This window comes from Corynebacterium sp. 20-84 (assembly GCF_053479455.1).
The window spans coordinates 17351-34132 of sequence record NZ_JBRBCB010000008.1; the positions used below are offsets into that span (position 1 = coordinate 17351).

At 63.5% G+C, this 16782-nt stretch carries 16 protein-coding genes; 6 read left to right on the plus strand and 10 right to left on the minus strand.

Annotated features, from left to right (window positions below):
• Nucleotides 1–31: 31 nt before the first annotated feature.
• From ispG to map, 3 genes are all read left to right on the plus strand, one after another.
• Complete coding sequence (gene ispG, locus ACUY2Y_RS07210) at nucleotides 32–1195, plus strand: flavodoxin-dependent (E)-4-hydroxy-3-methylbut-2-enyl-diphosphate synthase (RefSeq protein WP_448325424.1); 1164 nt, start codon at nucleotides 32–34, stop codon at nucleotides 1193–1195.
• A gap of 62 nt (nucleotides 1196–1257) precedes the next feature.
• Complete coding sequence (locus tag ACUY2Y_RS07215; protein ID WP_448325425.1) at nucleotides 1258–3084, plus strand: penicillin-binding transpeptidase domain-containing protein; 1827 nt, start codon at nucleotides 1258–1260, stop codon at nucleotides 3082–3084.
• A gap of 28 nt (nucleotides 3085–3112) precedes the next feature.
• Complete coding sequence (gene map, locus ACUY2Y_RS07220; protein WP_448325426.1) at nucleotides 3113–3985, plus strand: type I methionyl aminopeptidase; 873 nt, start codon at nucleotides 3113–3115, stop codon at nucleotides 3983–3985.
• Here map and ACUY2Y_RS07225 read toward each other — a convergent pair.
• From ACUY2Y_RS07225 to ACUY2Y_RS07245, 5 genes are all read right to left on the minus strand, one after another.
• Nucleotides 3982–5076, minus strand: a complete 1095-nt coding sequence (locus ACUY2Y_RS07225; protein WP_448325427.1) for an HNH endonuclease signature motif containing protein — start codon at nucleotides 5074–5076, stop codon at nucleotides 3982–3984. The genes map and ACUY2Y_RS07225 overlap by 4 nt on opposite strands.
• A 165-nt stretch (nucleotides 5077–5241) precedes the next feature.
• Nucleotides 5242–5664: a hypothetical protein gene (locus tag ACUY2Y_RS07230; RefSeq protein ID WP_210571770.1), complete on the minus strand. Its 423-nt coding sequence runs from the start codon at nucleotides 5662–5664 to the stop codon at nucleotides 5242–5244.
• 51 nt (nucleotides 5665–5715) lie between these two features.
• Nucleotides 5716–6087 carry a hypothetical protein gene (locus tag ACUY2Y_RS07235; RefSeq protein WP_448325428.1) on the minus strand — a complete coding sequence of 124 codons (372 nt, stop codon included), beginning with the start codon at nucleotides 6085–6087 and terminating at the stop codon, nucleotides 5716–5718.
• Between the two features lie 221 nt (nucleotides 6088–6308).
• The gene (gene mtr, locus ACUY2Y_RS07240) at nucleotides 6309–7697 is read right to left on the minus strand and encodes a mycothione reductase (RefSeq protein ID WP_448325429.1); all 1389 of its coding nucleotides are present in this window, start codon (nucleotides 7695–7697) and stop codon (nucleotides 6309–6311) included.
• 2 nt (nucleotides 7698–7699) lie between these two features.
• A complete protein-coding gene (locus tag ACUY2Y_RS07245) occupies nucleotides 7700–8707 on the minus strand; it encodes an alpha/beta fold hydrolase (RefSeq protein WP_448325430.1) in 1008 nt (335 codons plus the stop codon).
• A 195-nt stretch (nucleotides 8708–8902) separates the two neighbouring features.
• Here ACUY2Y_RS07245 and mqo point away from each other — a divergent pair, with 195 nt between their 5' ends.
• Nucleotides 8903–10414 (plus strand): malate dehydrogenase (quinone), encoded by a 1512-nt coding sequence (mqo, locus tag ACUY2Y_RS07250; protein ID WP_448325431.1) that lies wholly within the window; start codon nucleotides 8903–8905, stop codon nucleotides 10412–10414.
• On the opposite strand, the gene ACUY2Y_RS07255 is transcribed toward mqo, so the two are convergent.
• A complete protein-coding gene (locus tag ACUY2Y_RS07255) occupies nucleotides 10415–11617 on the minus strand; it encodes a protein adenylyltransferase SelO family protein (protein WP_448325512.1) in 1203 nt (400 codons plus the stop codon).
• Between the two features lie 25 nt (nucleotides 11618–11642).
• Here ACUY2Y_RS07255 and cobA point away from each other — a divergent pair, with 25 nt between their 5' ends.
• Together cobA and ACUY2Y_RS07265 are read left to right on the plus strand one after the other, a co-directional pair.
• Nucleotides 11643–12377: a uroporphyrinogen-III C-methyltransferase gene (gene cobA, locus ACUY2Y_RS07260; protein WP_448325432.1), complete on the plus strand. Its 735-nt coding sequence runs from the start codon at nucleotides 11643–11645 to the stop codon at nucleotides 12375–12377.
• Nucleotides 12361–13311, plus strand: coding sequence for a class I SAM-dependent methyltransferase (locus tag ACUY2Y_RS07265; protein WP_448325433.1), 951 nt, complete (start codon nucleotides 12361–12363; stop codon nucleotides 13309–13311). The genes cobA and ACUY2Y_RS07265 overlap by 17 nt, the downstream gene beginning before the upstream one ends.
• Here ACUY2Y_RS07265 and ACUY2Y_RS07270 read toward each other — a convergent pair.
• The 4 genes from ACUY2Y_RS07270 to ACUY2Y_RS07285 form a co-directional block, all read right to left on the minus strand.
• The gene (locus tag ACUY2Y_RS07270; RefSeq protein ID WP_448325513.1) at nucleotides 13308–14042 is read right to left on the minus strand and encodes an NAD-dependent deacylase; all 735 of its coding nucleotides are present in this window, start codon (nucleotides 14040–14042) and stop codon (nucleotides 13308–13310) included. The genes ACUY2Y_RS07265 and ACUY2Y_RS07270 overlap by 4 nt on opposite strands.
• A 63-nt stretch (nucleotides 14043–14105) precedes the next feature.
• Nucleotides 14106–15227 (minus strand): ATP-binding protein, encoded by a 1122-nt coding sequence (locus ACUY2Y_RS07275; protein ID WP_448325434.1) that lies wholly within the window; start codon nucleotides 15225–15227, stop codon nucleotides 14106–14108.
• A gap of 123 nt (nucleotides 15228–15350) precedes the next feature.
• Entirely contained in the window at nucleotides 15351–15989 is a 639-nt protein-coding gene (locus tag ACUY2Y_RS07280) for a thermonuclease family protein (RefSeq protein ID WP_448325514.1), read from the minus strand.
• Between the two features lie 25 nt (nucleotides 15990–16014).
• A complete protein-coding gene (locus tag ACUY2Y_RS07285) occupies nucleotides 16015–16740 on the minus strand; it encodes a DUF1648 domain-containing protein (protein WP_448325435.1) in 726 nt (241 codons plus the stop codon).
• Between the last annotated feature and the right edge of the window lie 42 nt (nucleotides 16741–16782).

Here is a 16782-nt window from a genome sequence, read left to right on the forward strand (position 1 = left end):
GTGGTTTGCGTGCGGTGTTAATCTTGGGGCTATGAATCAACCTATCGGTTTGGGCATTCCGGAAGGGCCGCCGCCGACGCTGGCCCCGCGTCGCACAACCCGCCAGCTGTTCGTCGGCGACGTTGGAGTCGGGTCCGATCACCCGATCTCTGTGCAGTCGATGACGACGACGAAGACGCACGACATCAACGCCACCTTGCAGCAGATCGCGCAGTTGACGGCGACCGGCTGCGATATCGTGCGCGTGGCGTGCCCGAAGACGGTGGATGCGGAGGCGTTGCCGGCGATCGCGAAGAAGTCGCCGATCCCGGTGATCGCGGACATTCACTTCCAGCCGAAGTACATCTTCGCGGCGATCGACGCCGGCTGCGCTGCCGTGCGCGTCAACCCCGGCAATATCAAGGAATTCGACGGCCGCGTCAAGGAGGTCGCGAAGGCCGCGGGAGATGCGGGCATCCCGATCCGCATCGGCGTCAACGGCGGCTCCCTGGATAAGCGCCTGTTGGAGAAGTACGGCAAGGCGACGCCGGAGGCGCTCGTCGAGTCCGCGATCTGGGAGGCCGGCCTGTTCGAGGAGCACGGCTTCGGCGATATCGCGATCTCGGTGAAGCACTCCGACCCGGTGCTGATGGTCGAGGCGTACCGCCAGCTCGCCGCGAAGACGGACTACCCGCTGCACCTCGGCGTGACGGAGGCGGGCCCGAAGTTCATGGGCACGATCAAGTCGTCGGTCGCGTTCGGCGCGCTGCTCGCTGAGGGCATTGGCGACACCATCCGCGTGTCCCTGTCTGCGGACCCGGTGGAGGAGATCAAGGTCGGCGACCAGATCCTCCAGTCGCTGAATTTGCGTCCGCGCAAGCTGGAGATCGTTTCCTGCCCGTCGTGCGGTCGCGCGCAGGTGGACGTGTACAAGCTCGCGGAGGAAGTCACCGCGGGCTTGGAGGGCATGGAGTACCCGCTGCGCGTCGCGGTGATGGGCTGCGTCGTCAACGGCCCGGGTGAGGCGCGCGATGCGGACCTCGGTGTGGCGTCGGGCAACGGCAAGGGCCAGATCTTCGTCAAGGGTGAGGTCGTGGAGACCGTCCCGGAGTCGAAGATTGTGGAGACGCTCATCGCGCACGCAGAACGCATCGCGGAAGAGGAAGGCCTCGAGGAGATCGAGGGTGCTCGCGCGGAGGTCAAGGTTACAAAGTAGAACGGGCGGGTTCTGAGAGTGGCAGCGTCGATAAGCATGTCGGCGCTGCTATTTTTACGGCCATGAAATCCAGGCTTTCGGTGCTGCTCATGGTCGTCGCGGTCGCGTTGGGCGCTGTGGCGTGCACGCCGAAGCCGAATCCCGCGGAGCCCGTCGCGGAGGAGTTCTTGGACGCGTTGGCGCGCTTCGATTACGAGCACATCAGCACGCTTATCGACGACCCCGCCACCGCCTCCGATTCCCTGTCTTCTTCCATCGGCGGCATGCAGGCAGAAGCGGTGACGGCGACTCTGAATTCGGTCGACCAACAGGAAAATCTGGCCACCGCGAACTACACGCTGGACTGGGCGCTGCCGCGCGACCGCCATGTGCGTTACGACGCGTCGATGACCTTGACACAGCAGAACGACGATTGGACGGTGCGGTGGCAGCCGTCGATCCTGCACCCGCGGTTGGGCGCGAACCAGCACTTGGAGTTGCGGACGGTGCCGGCGGATCAGGCGAGCGTCGTGTCGTCGGACGGTGTGGCGCTGCTGAGCCCGGGGGTTGCGTACCGTCTGCTCGTGGACACGAATGCGGTGGGGGACAAGGCGAATACAGCTGCATCGATTGCGAATGCGCTCGGTGCCGCGCACGAGCAGGATCCGTCGGTTCCGACGCGTGATGCGGGAGAGCTAGAAAAACAGCTTGACGATGCCGCCGGTGTCTTCTCCGTCGCCATGATTCCCCAAGGAGCCCGCGAATCCGTCGAAGGAGCCGTCGGGGGATTGAAGGGCGTGCGCCTCAACGAGGAAGCCTCCATGGTCGCTGACGATCCGCACTTCGCGCCCGACATCATGGCGCGCATCGGCGAGGAAGTCCGCACTGATCTTGAAGGCGATGCCGGATGGAAGATCGCCATCGTCAACGAGAACGGCAACGAGCTCGAAGACATCGAGCGCCACGACGCCACCCCGTCGCCGTCCATCACCGTCAGTCTCTCCCACAAGGTGCAGACTGCTGCTGAGAAGGCCCTCGAACCCATCAACGGGCAGAAAGCCATGATCGTGGCAATCCGGCCGTCGAGCGGCGAGATTCTCGCAGTCGCCCAGACCAAAGCCGCGGATGAAGACGGCAACACAGCCATGATGGGGCAGTACCCGCCGGGGTCGACGTTCAAGATTTTGACGGCGTTCGCGGGCGTCGATAAGCAAGGCCTTTCTTCTGAAGCGATCGTGCCGTGCCCTGGAACCATGGATATCTACGGCCGAACCGTGACCAACTACGCGGGCTTCGGTATGGGAAGCGTCCCGCTCGAAACCGCTTTCGCGCGGTCGTGCAACACCACCTTCGCCGACATCTCGACGAAACTCGCCCCGGGTGAATTGAAGGACGTGGGCAAGCAATTCGGCCTCGGCGTCGACTACGAGATCGCCGGCCTCGACTCTTTGACCGGATCCATTCCCGACGGGGAAGAACCCCTCGACCGCACCGAAGCTGGCTACGGCCAGGGCCTCGACTTGGCGAGCCCCTTCGGGATGGCCCTGGTGTCGGCTACCGCTGCGAACGGATCCACCCCGATGCCGTATCTCATCTCCGGACGCGAGACGAAGCCCAGCGAAGAAATTCCCGCTCCCAACCCCCACGCGATCGAGGAGCTGCGCGGCATGATGAAGGCCGTCACCAGTCCCGGCGGCACCGCCTCCGGGTTCGGCGCTGGCGGCGATATCCGCGGCAAGACCGGTGAAGCGGAGATCAACGGAGGCTCCCACTCCTGGTTCACCGGATACCGCGACGACGATATCGCCTTTGCCACCCTCATCGTCCTCGGCGGGGGATCCGAGGCTGCTGTCGCCGTCACCGACACAATGCTGCGGAATATCGACGAGGCCGGTGCCCCGAAGCAATAGCCCGGAACCGGAGACTAGCATGGTCCGCATGAACACTCGCGGAAAACTGACCCCCGGTAAGCCCACTCCGATTCGCACCGTGCCCGATAGCATCGAGCGCCCCGAATACGCGTGGAAGGACGAGGTCCAGGAGAATATCGGTGAGCCGCTGATTCAGACGGCGGAGACCATCGAGAAGATGCGTGAGGCGTCCCGGATCGCCGCGAACGCGCTCGAGGCTGCCGGCGCCGCTGTCGCCCCCGGCGTGACCACGGACGAGATCGACCGCATCGCCCATGAGTACATGCTCGACCACGGCGCGTACCCGTCGACGCTCGGGTACCGCGGGTTTGAGAAGTCCTGCTGCACCTCTCTCAACGAGATCGTCTGCCACGGCATCCCCGACACCACCGTCATCGAGGACGGCGACATCTGCAATATCGACGTCACTGCCTACAAGAACGGCGTTCACGGTGACACCAACGCGACCTTCCTCGCCGGCGATGTCGCAGAAGAGAACCGCCTGCTTGTCGAGCGCACCAAGGAAGCGACCATGCGCGGCATTCGCGCTGCGAAGCCCGGCCGCCAGATCAACGTGATCGGCCGCGTGATCGAGTCGTACGCGAAGCGCTTCGGGTACAACGTCGTCACCGACTTCACCGGTCACGGCGTGGGAACGACCTTCCACAACGGGCTCGTCGTCCTGCACTACGACTCTGATGCCTACACCGACATTCTCGAACCAGGCATGACACTTACCGTCGAGCCGATGATCAATATCGGATCCCTCGACTACGACATCTGGGACGACGGCTGGACCGTCCAGAACCGCGACGGCGAATACACCGCGCAATTCGAGCACACCATTCTCATTACCGCCGACGGCAACGAGATCCTCACCATCCCAGATTCCGAACGCTAATCTCCGAACAGGAGAGTCATCGCGCCGAACGGGTGGACTTTATTGTCCACCGGGAATCCCCGCGGGGACCGCCAGACAGGTTTGCCTCTGATATTCACGATGCTGCCGCGGTGACGATTCCTCGGATCATCGTCATTAGTGCGGTTGTGGTACCTGCACAGCGGCGCCAGATTCGACATATTCGTCTGACCGCCGCGCGACCACGCCGTGATGTGGTGGACTTCGCAGTTATCGGAGGCATGGCGGCAGTCGGGGACAGGGCACGTCGATAAGCTTGCTCGGGCGAGGTCACGCTGTTTCTTGTTAGCGAAACGGCTCGTGCGGTACAGATTCACGGCACCTTCCTGCGGGTGGAACATGGCGGCCTCGAGGTCGGCGCCGTGATACTTGGCCAGGTAGTCCGCCCCCGTGATCGTCGTGCCGTCGCTGAGCCCGAGGATGGTCTCGTCGCCGTCGCCGTTGATGATGTCGAGGTAGTCCGGAAGCGGGATCAGCACCAGCGGACGCGGCACAGCCGGCGCGACGGACGGTGTCGTCTCCGTCTCGGCGTCGGGCCGCAAGCCGAGCATGGCCATGAGCGTTTCGAGCATCTGCGGGCCCGCTGGTCCGTCTGACGAGATACGCTTCCGCAACGCGTATTCCAGCGCCGCCATGTCCTTCTCGGTGCCCATCGCCGTGAGCGGACGCATGCCATCGCGCGTTTTACCGAAGCCCATCGTCTTCTTAGGCTTCGGCCTCTCCTTCTCGGGGACGATCTCCGCTGCCTTTCGCTTCAAAGTGTCGCAGCGGCCCCGGATGCCCAACAGTTTTAGCCGCAGCTGCCATTTCTCGCGTTCGTCGGTGATGTGCTTGATGCGCGATTCAATGGCCCAGAGCTTGTCCGCCGTGAACTCCGCCGACCGAGCGGCGTGCGCGGCATGCCGTTGCTGGCGCGCCCACTTCGTCGGAGCCAGGTACACGTTGTGGATGGTTTCCCATTGTTTCACCGTCGACCGGTCGAGCCCCGCGTCGAGAGCTTCCTGGGCATCGAAGTGCTCCAGGAAGTCGAGCGGGGCTTTCAGCGCCCCGAGCATCGCGGTGAATTGGTTCATGGCTTTCAACCTAGACACAGCCATGGGCGCTGCGAAAGAGCATGTCTACTGAAGTGCGCAGCCGCGGGGGTGGGAGCGGGGGTAACGCTAAAGAATGCAACAAAAAAGACCGCCCGAAGGCGGTCTTTTTAAAGATCTAGTAGTTGGCCGTGACGGCCGACGGAACTAGAACGGCAGCTTCACGTTGAACGGAATCTGCGGCAGCAGGCCCTCGTGGAGAGCGGCGTTGCCAGCTGCGATGACGATGCCCAGGCCTGCAGCCAGAGCAGCCCAGTTCACAGCGTCGCGCCAGATGAGAGCCCACTGCGCATTCTCGCCGTCCTGGACTTCCTTGCCCCAGACGTTGTCGATGTCAACATCCTTGTCGCCTCCGGTGATGTCACCGACAGCGGAGGAGCCGCCCTTGAAAAGAGCGCCGAGGACGTCGCCGAAGGAGGCATCGCCCTCGCGCTTGGAGGAACCGGAGGTGAAGGTGGAGGAGCCGCCGGTGGTGGTGCCGGTCTGCTCGGCGGAAGCGACAGCGGTGCCGCCGAAGGCGACAGCGGTAGCGGTAGCGGCTGCGAGTGCTGCGTTACGGAACTTACGCATTATATTTCCCTACTTTCTTGAAGATGTGGAGTATCTGGTGTTCGAACGCAGTTACTTAGCGAACGGGCCGAACTTGACGAAGTTGTAAGCCGGTGCGATCAGGAAGGTCAGGCCTGCGAAGACGCCCAGGGCGATGGAGAGGCCGCGCAGGGTCTCAGCGATCTCCGGGTTCTTTTCCGGGTTGCGCTCTTTGCCCCAGAGGTCACGACCGTTGACCTCGGAATTGCCGTGGTCGTTGCCCAGGGAGCCGCCGACGGCGGTCTGCCAGGAGCGACCCTCGGAGCTGCCGCTGTTGCCGTTCTCCTGGGAGCCGGTTGCGGTGGTGTCCTGGTCTGCCTCAGCTGCGGTTGCGACGGTGGTGCCACCGAAGGTCAGGGCCACTGCGGTGGCGCCAGCGATGGCTGCGTTGCGGAAGTTACGCATATTCACTGTTCCTTTTCAACTAGTTTGGTTCGGAGAACGGGTCTTCATTCAAATCTCCGTTCGCTTCCGGAGGTAGTGTAGCGCACCTCATTGTCCTTTGCAGTTCCCGGCAATGTCTTTTCAAGAAAATCTTGTTTCCTGCCGTGAGCCTGTGAATGAGGGCTGCATTTTGTTCATTGTTAGCTGCGCAGATTTCGTTACAGCAGCAACTGTGTTTTGTGTCACACTGTGGGAAATTCGAGGTCGAGGCCGAGGATCGCGTTCTCGGTGACTTCGGGTAGAGCAGGGTGAATCCAGTACTGCTTGCGGGCGACCTCGCGGAGGTCGAGGTCGAATGCCATGACGGTGATGAGCTGCTGGATCAGGGTGGATGCCTGCGGGCCCATGTAGTGAGCGCCGAGTAGCCGGCCAGTCTGTTTGTCGGCGACGAGTTTGACCACGCTGTCCTGGTCCTCGAGGGCCCATCCGTATGCGACATCGCCGTAATTCTGGATCTTGGTGGTCACATCAAAACCGGCGTCGCGTGCTTCAGCTTCGGTCATGCCGACTGTTGCGAGCTGGGGGTAGGTGAACACAGCGGAGGGGACATGCTCATGGGGCATCGGCACCATGTCTTGGGGGTTGAGAATGTTGTGGCGCACGGCGCGCAGCTCGGCGTTGGCGACGTGCTTGAGCATGTGGGGAGAAGAAACATCGCCCAGCGCCCAGACGCCGTCGGCAGTCGTGCGGCCATGCTTATCGACGACCACCCGTCCCCGCTCATCCATCTCCACGCCCCCGGCTGACAAGTTCATCCGGTCGCCATTGGGGATGCGCCCGGTGGCGACGAGGAGGGCGGAGGAGGTGATGGCGGTGCCGTCGTCAAGCGTGAGCGTGATGCTGTTGTCGTCGTGGCTGGCGCTGGCAACCGTGCGCCCGATGTGCGTTTCGTAGCGGGGTGCAGCGAGCGCGTTGAAGCGGTCGTGGATGTCGGCGTCGAGGTGGCGCATGAGCGGCGAGCGGTTCACGATGCGCACGCGGGTGCCCAACGATTGGAAGACGTGCGCGAATTCCATCGCGATGAAGCCGCCGCCGAGAATCGTGATGGATTCGGGTTGTTCCGGCAGACGCATGACGTCCTCGTTGGTGAGGTACGGCACGCCGGAATCGGCGATGACGGGCGGAATGAACGGTCGGGAGCCGGCGGCGATGACGATGGTGTCGCCGGTGATCTCCACATCCTTACCGTCAAGAGTCGTTGAGAGGGTTTTGGGGCCGGTGAACTGGGCGTGGCCGTCGAAAAGCGTGATGTTGGGGCACTCGTCGCCGCGACGGTACTCCTCGCCGCCGCGCGAGATGAGGTCGATGCGGTTCGCGAAGACGCGGTCGACGATCGCGGGCCAGTCGGCGCCCTCGAATGTCGTGTCGATGCCCAGGCGCTCCGAATTTGCAGCGGTGTGCGCGGTGTCCGCGGCGACGACGTACATCTTGGTTGGGATGCACCCGGAGTTGAGGCACGTGCCGCCAAACCGCGGGGCCTTATCGATGATGGCGATGGAAGCGTCGTCGAATTCCGGGGTGGGGAACGAGTTGCCGGAGCCGGAGCCGATAATGATGTAGTCGAAGTGCATGGTTAATTCTCCTGGTTGTCGAGCTCAGCGAGCCACGTGTCGGCGGCGTTGAATGCGAGCTGGCGTGGGTGCGGCTGGGACAGGAAGACGTCGTGAAGCGCGCCCGGAATCGGCCGGGTCTCGTGCGCGGCGGTGGTCAGCTTCGGCGCCCAGCGTTGGATTTGCGCGACGTTGAGGACGGTGTCGGCATTGTCCGCGGCGGGGGAGTACGGCTTGCCCAAATACGAGTGAGTCGAGCACATCGTGAGCGTGGGCACGCCAGCGTCCGTGTCGCTGTGGAGCTGTTCTTGACCGCGCAGGACAGCGCCGAGCCATCCCATGTATTTGTCGTGGCCCCCGAGTCGCTTTTTCTCGGTGTCGAAGTCCCACGACCCGTTGCGCTCCTTATATATGGAGTCGCCGTACGTCGTCTCGCCCGAAATCGGCAACTTCAAGTTCGGCGCGAGTTTCCCACCAAGCTTGACGACGGGGCGCAGCACCCTCAACTGCCACCCCGGCACCTGCATGTCCACCCACGGGCTATTGAGGATCATGCCTTTGACGAGTGCGTGGGTGTCTTTGTCCGTCCGACGGAGGTGATCCAGCCACAGGGGCACGATGAGTCCGCCCGTAGAGTGCGCGAGCGGAATGACTCCGCCGTGCTTTTCCGCGATGAGCTTCGCTGCTTCGGTGAGCTCGTCGAAATAGGTGGCCATGTCGTTGGTGTGGTGCCAGCGCTGGCCGTCACAGTGCGCGCGGCCGCACTTGTGCAGATCGATCGCGTAGAACGAGTAGCCCTGTTCCGTGAAATGGTCCGCGACGTGCGTCTGGAAAAAGTAGTCGGACATGCCGTGCACCCACAGCAGCGCGGGCTTGTCCGTTTGGGGCTCGCGTGCTTTCACCAGCACCGCGACGTTGTCTCCTTCGCCCTCCGGGTCCGCGCCGAGGCGGAGTGTTGCGCGTTGATAATTGTCGCCGAGTTCGTCGGCGGACCAGTCCAGAGAGTCGATTTTCGGGGCTTCGTGATTCATGGCCCTCATCTTAGATTCGGATTCAGGGGGTGGGCCATGTCCGGCGATCTGCGGGGCCGTGAGGCACCGTTTGTGGTTTTCGGGGGTGAGTTCCCACCGTTTTTAGGTGTTTACTGGCCACGAGAAATAGCGTGGAATGATTAGAGTAAGCTTCATCAGCACTAGACAATTATCGGATCGAAGAGGTCATTGAAAGTGTCAACATCGTATTCGCAGGAAGCAGCCAGCACGAGGAACGGAGACGAGGTTGACGTTCTCCTGATCGGCGCCGGCATTATGAGCGCCACCCTCGGCGCCATGATTCGCCAGCTCGAGCCGGACTGGACGCAATTGGTCTACGAGCGCCTCGACGGACCCGCGCAGGAATCCTCCTTCCCGTGGAATAACGCAGGCACTGGCCACTCCGCACTCTGCGAGCTGAACTACACCCCGGAGAAGAACGGTCGCATCGACGTCTCCAAGGCGCAGACCATCAACGAGAAATTCCAGGTCTCCCGCCAGTTCTGGTCCCAGCAGATTGAGGAGGGTGTGCTGACGGACCCGACCGAGTTCATCAACCCGGTCCCGCACGTCTCGTTCGCCCAGGGCGACGATCAGATCGATTACCTGCGCCGCCGCTACGACGCTCTGTCCGACAACTACATGTTCCCGGACATGAAGTTCACCGCCGACCGCGACGAATTCGCCGAGAAGCTGCCGCTGATGGCGCGCAATCGCGACTTCGACCGTGAGCGCGTGGCGATTTCCTGGACGGACGAAGGCACCGACGTCAACTACGGCGCACTGTCCACCCAGTTCTTCGAGCACGCCAAGAAGGCCGGCACCGAGATCCGCTACGGCCACGAGGTCAAGAGCTTGAAGAAGAAGGGCAAGTTCTGGCACGTCACCGTCAAGAACCTGCACACGGGTGACACCAAGGTCACGCGAGCACGTTTCGTCTTCGTCGGCGCCGGCGGCTACGCGCTTGATCTGCTGCGCTCTGCGGGTGTCCCGGAGGTCCGCGGTTACGCCGGCTTCCCGATCTCGGGTGCATGGCTGCGCACCACCAACCCGGAGCTTGTCGAGCAGCACCAGGCGAAGGTCTACGGCAAGGCCAAGGTCGGCGCTCCGCCGATGTCTGTCCCGCACCTGGACCTGCGCGTCGTCGACGGCAAGCAGTCCCTGCTGTTCGGCCCGTTCGGCGGCTGGACGCCGAAGTTCCTGAAGGAAGGCTCCTACCTCGACCTGTTCAAGTCGATCCGCCCGGACAATATCCCGTCCTACCTGGGTGTGGCTGCAACGAACTTCGACCTGGTCAAGTACCTCGTCGAAGAGGTCTTCAAGTCCTTCGACAGCCGTGTCGACGACCTGCGCGACTACATGCCGTCCGCAGACGGCAAGGACTGGGAGTCCGTGATCGCGGGCCAGCGTGTCCAGATCATCAAGCCGGCTGCTCCGCCGCACTTCGGCTCCCTGGAGTTCGGCACTGCTCTGGTCAACGATCAGGACGGCTCCATCGCCGGCATCCTCGGCGCATCCCCGGGTGCCTCCATTGCCCCGGCTGCGATGCTCGAGCTCCTTGAGCGCTGCTTCGGTGAGCGCATGATCGAATGGGGCCCGAAGCTGTACGACATGATCCCGACGTACGGCAAGTCCCTGAAGCGCCACCGCGACCTGTACGACCAGCAGTGGGACTACACGCAGCGCGTGCTTAAGCTGGACCGCTAATTAGGTTCCGCAGAACGTCGTAAAGGCGATATCGCCCTCAGGCTCGGCCATCCAGGCCGGGCCTGCTTGTGCGTTATAGGGGTCGGTGACTGCGGCGAGCAGCTCGCGGTACGCCTCGAGATCGCCTTTTTGCTCCGCGGCGGTGATAGCTGCCTCGAGCATCTGGTTGCGCGGCACGAAAAGCGGTCCTTCGTGGTGCTTACGGTTATACGTCGTGATGTCTTCGGCTCGGGCCAGTGCTTCGGGATCGGGAACGTGCTCGGCCCAGAGGTGATGCCACATCGATTCCATACCGGCGAGGATGTCCTGCATCGCATCGATATCGCTGACCGGCAGCAAGGCTTCGGCCAGGCGCGACAGGTTCCACGCGATGATATCGGGCTGATTGCCGAAGGCATAGCGCTTTTGAACGTCGATGGAGGAGAAGCATGCATCGACGCGGAAGCGTTCCGTGAAGGCGCAGGGGCCGTAGTCGATCGTCTCACCGGACAGGGCAGTGTTGTCGGTGTTCATCACGCCGTGGACGAAGCCGAGGCGCAGCCACTGCGCGATGAGATCTAACTGGCGCTCCATGACGGTGCGCAACAACTCCTCCGGGGTATTGAACCCCGCGGCAGCCACGACGGAATCCACCAGGTCAGCGGACTGCGTCGCTGCGTATTGCACGGAGCCGACGCGCAGGTGGCTTGTCGCCACGCGGACCACTACGCCGCCGGGGACCGGGCCGTGTTGTCGCAGGACGGTCTCGCCAGTCGTCAACACTGCGAGCGACCGTGTCGTTGGAACACCGACCGCGTGCATGAACTCGCTGACAAGGTACCCGCGCAGCATCGGCCCTAAAGCTCCGCGGCCATCCGAGCCCGGTTTTGAAAACGGCGTCGGCCCAGAGCCTTTGAGTTGAATCTCCACGCGGCCGTCCGGGGAGGGAAGGTCGCCGAGGAGGAGGGCGCGGCCGTCGCCAAGCAATGGCACGAACTGGCCGAACTGGTGCCCTGCGTACGCTGTTGCGTGGCCGCCGTGCGCGCCTGTGAGCCAGCGGAGGCCGTCGTCGCTGCGCAGACATTCGATGTCGAGACCGAGCGATGCGGCGAGGTCCTCGTTGAGCACGACAAGCTGCGGGTCGGGGAAGTCGGCGCCGCGCGCTTCGAGCGCCATGGACGGAAGCGCGTCGGCGAAGGTGTGGGCGAGTTTCGGTTCCGGCATGGGCACCACCCTAGACTCAGAAGCCATGAACGGAAGTGTGACTCTTGTCGGTGGTGGCCCCGGCGCGTGGGATCTGATCACGGTGCGCGGTTTGCGCGCGCTGGAAGCAGCGGACGTGATCCTCACGGATCACCTGGGGCCGACGGATCAGCTTGCTGAGTTTCTGGACACGTCGGGCAAGGAGATCATCGATGTGGCGAAGCTGCCGTACGCGAAGCAGGTCGCGCAGGAGCGCATCAACGAGCTGATGGTCGCGCATGCCCGTACCGGCAAGCGCTTGGTGCGGCTTAAGGGCGGGGATCCGTACGTCTTCGGCCGCGGCTTCGAGGAGCTTCAGTCGTGCGCTTCCGCCGGCGTGCCGTGCGAGGTCGTGCCGGGCGTGACCAGCGCAGTGTCGGTTCCCGCGGCGGTCGGAGTCCCTGTGACGCAGCGCGGAGTCACTCACGCGTTCACTGTCGTCTCGGGGCATCTCGCGCCGGATGATCCGCGTTCGCTCGTCGATTGGGAGGCGCTCGCGCGGGTGGGCGGCACCATCGTGGTCATCATGGGCGTGCGCCAGGCAGCGGCGATCGCGGAGACGCTGCAGCGCGTGCTGCCCGCCACGACGCCGGCCGCGGTCATCCAGGATGGCGAGACGGCCCGCCAGCGCGAGTTCCGCACCACGCTCGGTGCGCTCGCCGAGACCATGGCGCGCGAGAATGTCACCAACCCCGCGGTCTACGTCATCGGGGAGGTCGCAGGCCTTGCGTACGCTGGATAAACTCATCGTCGACGAAGCGCTTATCGACGCCACCGCCACCACCCTCATCTGCCACGACCCGTCCCTGGATCTCACCCGCACAGCTCTGGACGCGGGCGGGCCGGTCGTATTTCTGGATTCCGATTATGCGCGCAGCCAGCAGGCTGCTTCCCTCGGCGCTCAGATCGCCGGCGATGTGCGTCTCGACGGGTTCTTGGCCGGTGCTTCAGGTTCGGCTGTAGCCGTGGGTGAGATGCCGAAGTCGTTGGCGCGCCTGGACTACCTGGCGCGCTCGATCGCCGGTGCCGGCTTTGATGACGTGCGCGTGGTGCTCGGTGCGAATAACAAGCACCTCTCGCGCGGCATGAACGGTGTGCTCGCAGAATCTTTCACCGAAGTCGCGGCCTCGCGCGGCCGCGGCAAATTCCGCTGCCTGGTCGCCTCCGGTCCCCGTGAGGTGACGTATACGCCCGTGCGCGGCGATGGTCTCGTCGCCGTCGGCGGCGTCTTCTCCGGCGCGAAACCCGACCGCGGTGGGGAACTGCTGCGCTCGTGCCTGCCCGACGCGCCGGGCCGTCTGCTGGATCTCGGCTGCGGCAACGGCTCGGTCACCCGCGGCCTCGAGGCACAGGCGACAGACTCCGATGCCGACGCGGTGCTGTCTGCCCGCGCCATCGGCCTCGACGCAACGTGGGATGACGCCGGCTCGCAGCTTCCCGACGCCTCCTTCGACACCATCGCCCTCAACCCACCATTCCACGACGGCACCGCCGTCGACGCCACACTCGTGCAGCATCTTCTCGATGCCTCCGTGCGCCTCCTTGCCCCCCGCGGCTCCCTCTACCTGGTGCACAATTCGCACCTGCGCTACCGCGGCGAGGTGGAACGACGTTTCGCCGCAGTCGACCAGGTCGCCCGCGACAAGACCTTCACGGTCCTGCGGGCCTGGAACTAGCTCAAGAGTTTCGGGAGAGCATTGGCCGCCGTGTCTTCAATGACCACTTCAGCCAAATGCGACAGGTCAGTGCGCAGCGGGGTGACCTCGATGATCGGGATCTCGCGGGAGTGCGCGAGCAGCGGCAGACCGGCGGCGGGGTAGACCACGCCTGAGGTGCCGACGATCACCACCGCGTCCGCAGTCTGCATCCGGCGCTCCGCTTCCTTCCACTCGGCCTCGGGGAGAGCCTCCCCGAACCACACCACGCCGGGTCGCACTGGTCCGCCGCACTCGGGGCATGCCGGCGGGGTGATCTCAGCGACTGCCTGCTCGGGGAAGGAGATGGGGTGGGGGTACGGTTCGTCGCAAAGCGAACAACGGAATTCGAACAACGAACCGTGCAAGTGCACGACCTCCGTGCTTCCCGCCCTTTCGTGCAAATTGTCGATATTTTGTGTGGTCACCGTCGTCTTCGGCGAACGCGCAATGGCGAAGTGCCCCGCGTTCGGCTCCGCCTGCTGTGCGAGACGCGCGCGCCACAAGTACCACGCGAACATCGTGTCCGGGTCGTCGTGCCACGCGTCAGTCGACGCCATGTCCTGCGGGTCCACGTTCTCCCACAGGCCCGTTTGTGCGTCGCGGTACGTGGCGATGCCGCTGTCCGCGCTCATGCCGGCTCCGGTGAAGACCTCGATGTGCGCGGCGCCCGCGAGAATCTCCTGTGCGCGAGTGATACTCATATTCTCCAGGCTATGCGTTCGGCTGTGCGCACGCTTCGGCGCTGAAAAATGGGAGCAACGAGATGCGGAACGTCAACTTATTCGCTGCGGACGCCCGCGGTCCAGCAGATAATGTCCGAGATACGGCTGAGAAAATTCAACGAGGCCCCACCCGGCGGGAGAGATCAGATCGCGTTCGATGAGGCGGGCGCGAATGTCGGAAAGCGCCGTCGAGGGACGGCCGAGTTCCTCTGAGAGCGAGGACGAAGAGACTTCGCTCGAACCGGTTTCGGCCTCGATAGCAGCCATCGCCCGAAGGTATTCCATCTGTCGGGCAGGCACATCCCGCAAAGCTGGCTGGTGTATCTGAACCCCCAGCCGTTCGAGGGTGCGCGGAATTGCGTCCGACACTGAGTGGGCGTCGATACTGTCAGTGCCGAAAGCGTCGGCAGCTTCCCAAGATAGGAACCCCAGAAGCTGAACGAGGTAGGGGTAACCTTTGCTGAACTGAGCCGCGCGCTCAGCGTCTTCGAACGGCCTGCCACCGTCGCGGGCTGTATCAGAAAGAGCCGTGCGGGCATCTTCTAACGTGAGAGGTCCGAGTTCGTAATGACGGGCGCGCCGCAGGAACGTCGCCCCTGGAAGATCAAGGAGAGTGTTGATTCCGTGAGTGAGCCCGGCCATAGCGACGGCGACAGGCAAATCGTCGCGCACGAGATCCTGGTACGTCACGGCGACCTGGGTCAGATCCTCGGGGGAGGCATCCTGTACTTCGTCAATGGTGATGAGCACGCCTGTACCACGGAGATGTGAAAGGAGTTCGCGCAACTGAGTGGTGAGCCTGGGAACTGAGTCGGTGGTCTCCACATCGGTTCTCACCGACCCGATGCCAGCCACAGAAACCCCAGTGATGCGACGCTGCGGTGGAGGAGACAGACGGCGGATCGCTTCAGGGATCACAGATTGCATGAGTGATTCAGCAATCTGCTCCCGGGCTGAGGCACGCAGCACCACCCAGCCGTGCTGCGCCGCAATGTCTTCGAGTTCCGTGAGAAGCACAGTCTTCCCGATGCCACGCGACCCCGAGATCAAAAGAGAGCGGTCAGGGTTTCCAGCAGTCCCAGATAGTGCACGGTCGAAGTCGGTGAGCACTGTGGTGCGTCCTGCCCAGACGAGGGGGCTGGCTCCGAAGGTTGGGCGGAAAGGATTGTCCATGCTGGTCAGTGTAGCGCAACCGATAAACCGATAAATTCGCCTCGACCGATAAACCGATAAATTCGCAGTGCGGTTCAAAGTGCGCCCGCTCACGGAATGCGCGTGAACATCTTCCTGTGACAACTAGCCGATCTGTTCTTTGGTGTCGCAGTCGATCTTGGCGTAGCGCCGGCCGTTTTCGTCGACGCTGTCTAGCGAGTAATTCCCGCCGTAGGCGCGGCAACCGGTGTAGACCTCCGCGTCGTCCACTGGCGTGGTCTGGTCGGGCGCCGCGCCGACGAGACATCCTGGCTCGACGCCGAAAACCCCTTTCCGGTCCGCGCGCGGGACTGCCTCGGCAGCGCGAATCCGGTCGTAGAATTTCCGGTTCGGTTCAAAGAGCACCGCGTGGGCGAATCCTTCGCTGACGATCTGCTCGTTGACGAAGTCGTCTCCCACGAAAACACCGGCGAGCTCGCGGCCGTACCGGTCGCGCCGGTCCACGTCGTACTTGAGTGTCACTGTCGTCCCCGCTGGAAGGAGCTCTTCGAGGCGGTCCTTTGCCTCCTGGGCGAGGCATTCTTCCGGGGCACCGTCGTGGCCGAGCTCAGGGGCATTGATATTGAGCAGCCGCACCCGCTTCGTGCCCGACCAGGTGGACACGTCGACGGTGTCGCCGTCGACGACGCGCTCGACCGTCGTGTCGCTCACCACGACGACGGCTGCCGCCACCCCAGCTCCCACGAGCGCAACTGCTCCGATGCCTGCGATCCATTTCTTCATCGTCACTTACACCAGATGCCCGTGCTTAGAGAGCGAGGAACGGAACCACGCACACCGCGACGAGCAGCACAAGAACTACGAGGGCGTACTGCTTCACTGGTGCATGGGCCCAGTTCAGATCCACCTTTCCCTGGTTGAACGGCGAAACCCACGTGACCATTGGGTCGTCGGGCTCGTTGTAGAAGCCCATCCCGGCCCCCGCACCGAAGTGCTTCTGGCGGGTGCGTTCATCGTCGTCGGTGGGCATTTCCTCCATCTGCTTCGGCCAGCGGGAAAGCAGCACGAAGGTGTAGATCACTGCGGCGATGAGACCGACGACAAGCAAGCCCAGTGCGACTGGGCGGTACGCCGCGTACTCGGGAAACGCGAACGTCAACTGAATCAGACACATCGGCACGACGAGCGCCATGGCGATCCAGGCCAGCGAACGGTCCGACACGCGCAACAGGGCAGCGGCCTTGTCAGCGGCGGTGTCGGAGAAAGGGATGGGGGAGGTTGGGGAGACGGGGATTCGTCGATAAGCGATGCCCGGACGCGGGGCCGCGAGGTAGATGAGCGCGAGAAGCAGCAGCGAGTACCACGCGCCGAACGTCGCTGCCGGAAGAGATTTGGGCACCCAACTGTCGACCTCGCCGGCGGGGCCGATGTGGACGGGGATCTCTGCGGGCACCGCGTCGAAGCGCAGCACGATGACAGCGAACGTCAGCAGCGCCACGCCGAGCGCCGTGACGTACAGGGACCGGGATTTCACATGATCACTGTATCGGACACCACAAGACACCTGACCGCGACG

Coding starts and splice junctions, on each gene's coding strand:
- ispG (WP_448325424.1), top strand. CDS start 32: ATGAATCAACCTATCGGTTTGGGCATTCCGGAAGGGCCGCCGCCGACG.
- ACUY2Y_RS07215 (WP_448325425.1), top strand. CDS start 1,258: ATGAAATCCAGGCTTTCGGTGCTGCTCATGGTCGTCGCGGTCGCGTTG.
- map (WP_448325426.1), top strand. CDS start 3,113: ATGAACACTCGCGGAAAACTGACCCCCGGTAAGCCCACTCCGATTCGC.
- ACUY2Y_RS07225 (WP_448325427.1), bottom strand. CDS start 5,076: ATGAACCAATTCACCGCGATGCTCGGGGCGCTGAAAGCCCCGCTCGAC.
- ACUY2Y_RS07230 (WP_210571770.1), bottom strand. CDS start 5,664: ATGCGTAAGTTCCGTAACGCAGCACTCGCAGCCGCTACCGCTACCGCT.
- ACUY2Y_RS07235 (WP_448325428.1), bottom strand. CDS start 6,087: ATGCGTAACTTCCGCAACGCAGCCATCGCTGGCGCCACCGCAGTGGCC.
- mtr (WP_448325429.1), bottom strand. CDS start 7,697: ATGCACTTCGACTACATCATTATCGGCTCCGGCTCCGGCAACTCGTTC.
- ACUY2Y_RS07245 (WP_448325430.1), bottom strand. CDS start 8,707: ATGAATCACGAAGCCCCGAAAATCGACTCTCTGGACTGGTCCGCCGAC.
- ACUY2Y_RS07255 (WP_448325512.1), bottom strand. CDS start 11,617: ATGCCGGAACCGAAACTCGCCCACACCTTCGCCGACGCGCTTCCGTCC.
- cobA (WP_448325432.1), top strand. CDS start 11,643: ATGAACGGAAGTGTGACTCTTGTCGGTGGTGGCCCCGGCGCGTGGGAT.
- ACUY2Y_RS07275 (WP_448325434.1), bottom strand. CDS start 15,227: ATGGACAATCCTTTCCGCCCAACCTTCGGAGCCAGCCCCCTCGTCTGG.
- ACUY2Y_RS07280 (WP_448325514.1), bottom strand. CDS start 15,989: ATGAAGAAATGGATCGCAGGCATCGGAGCAGTTGCGCTCGTGGGAGCT.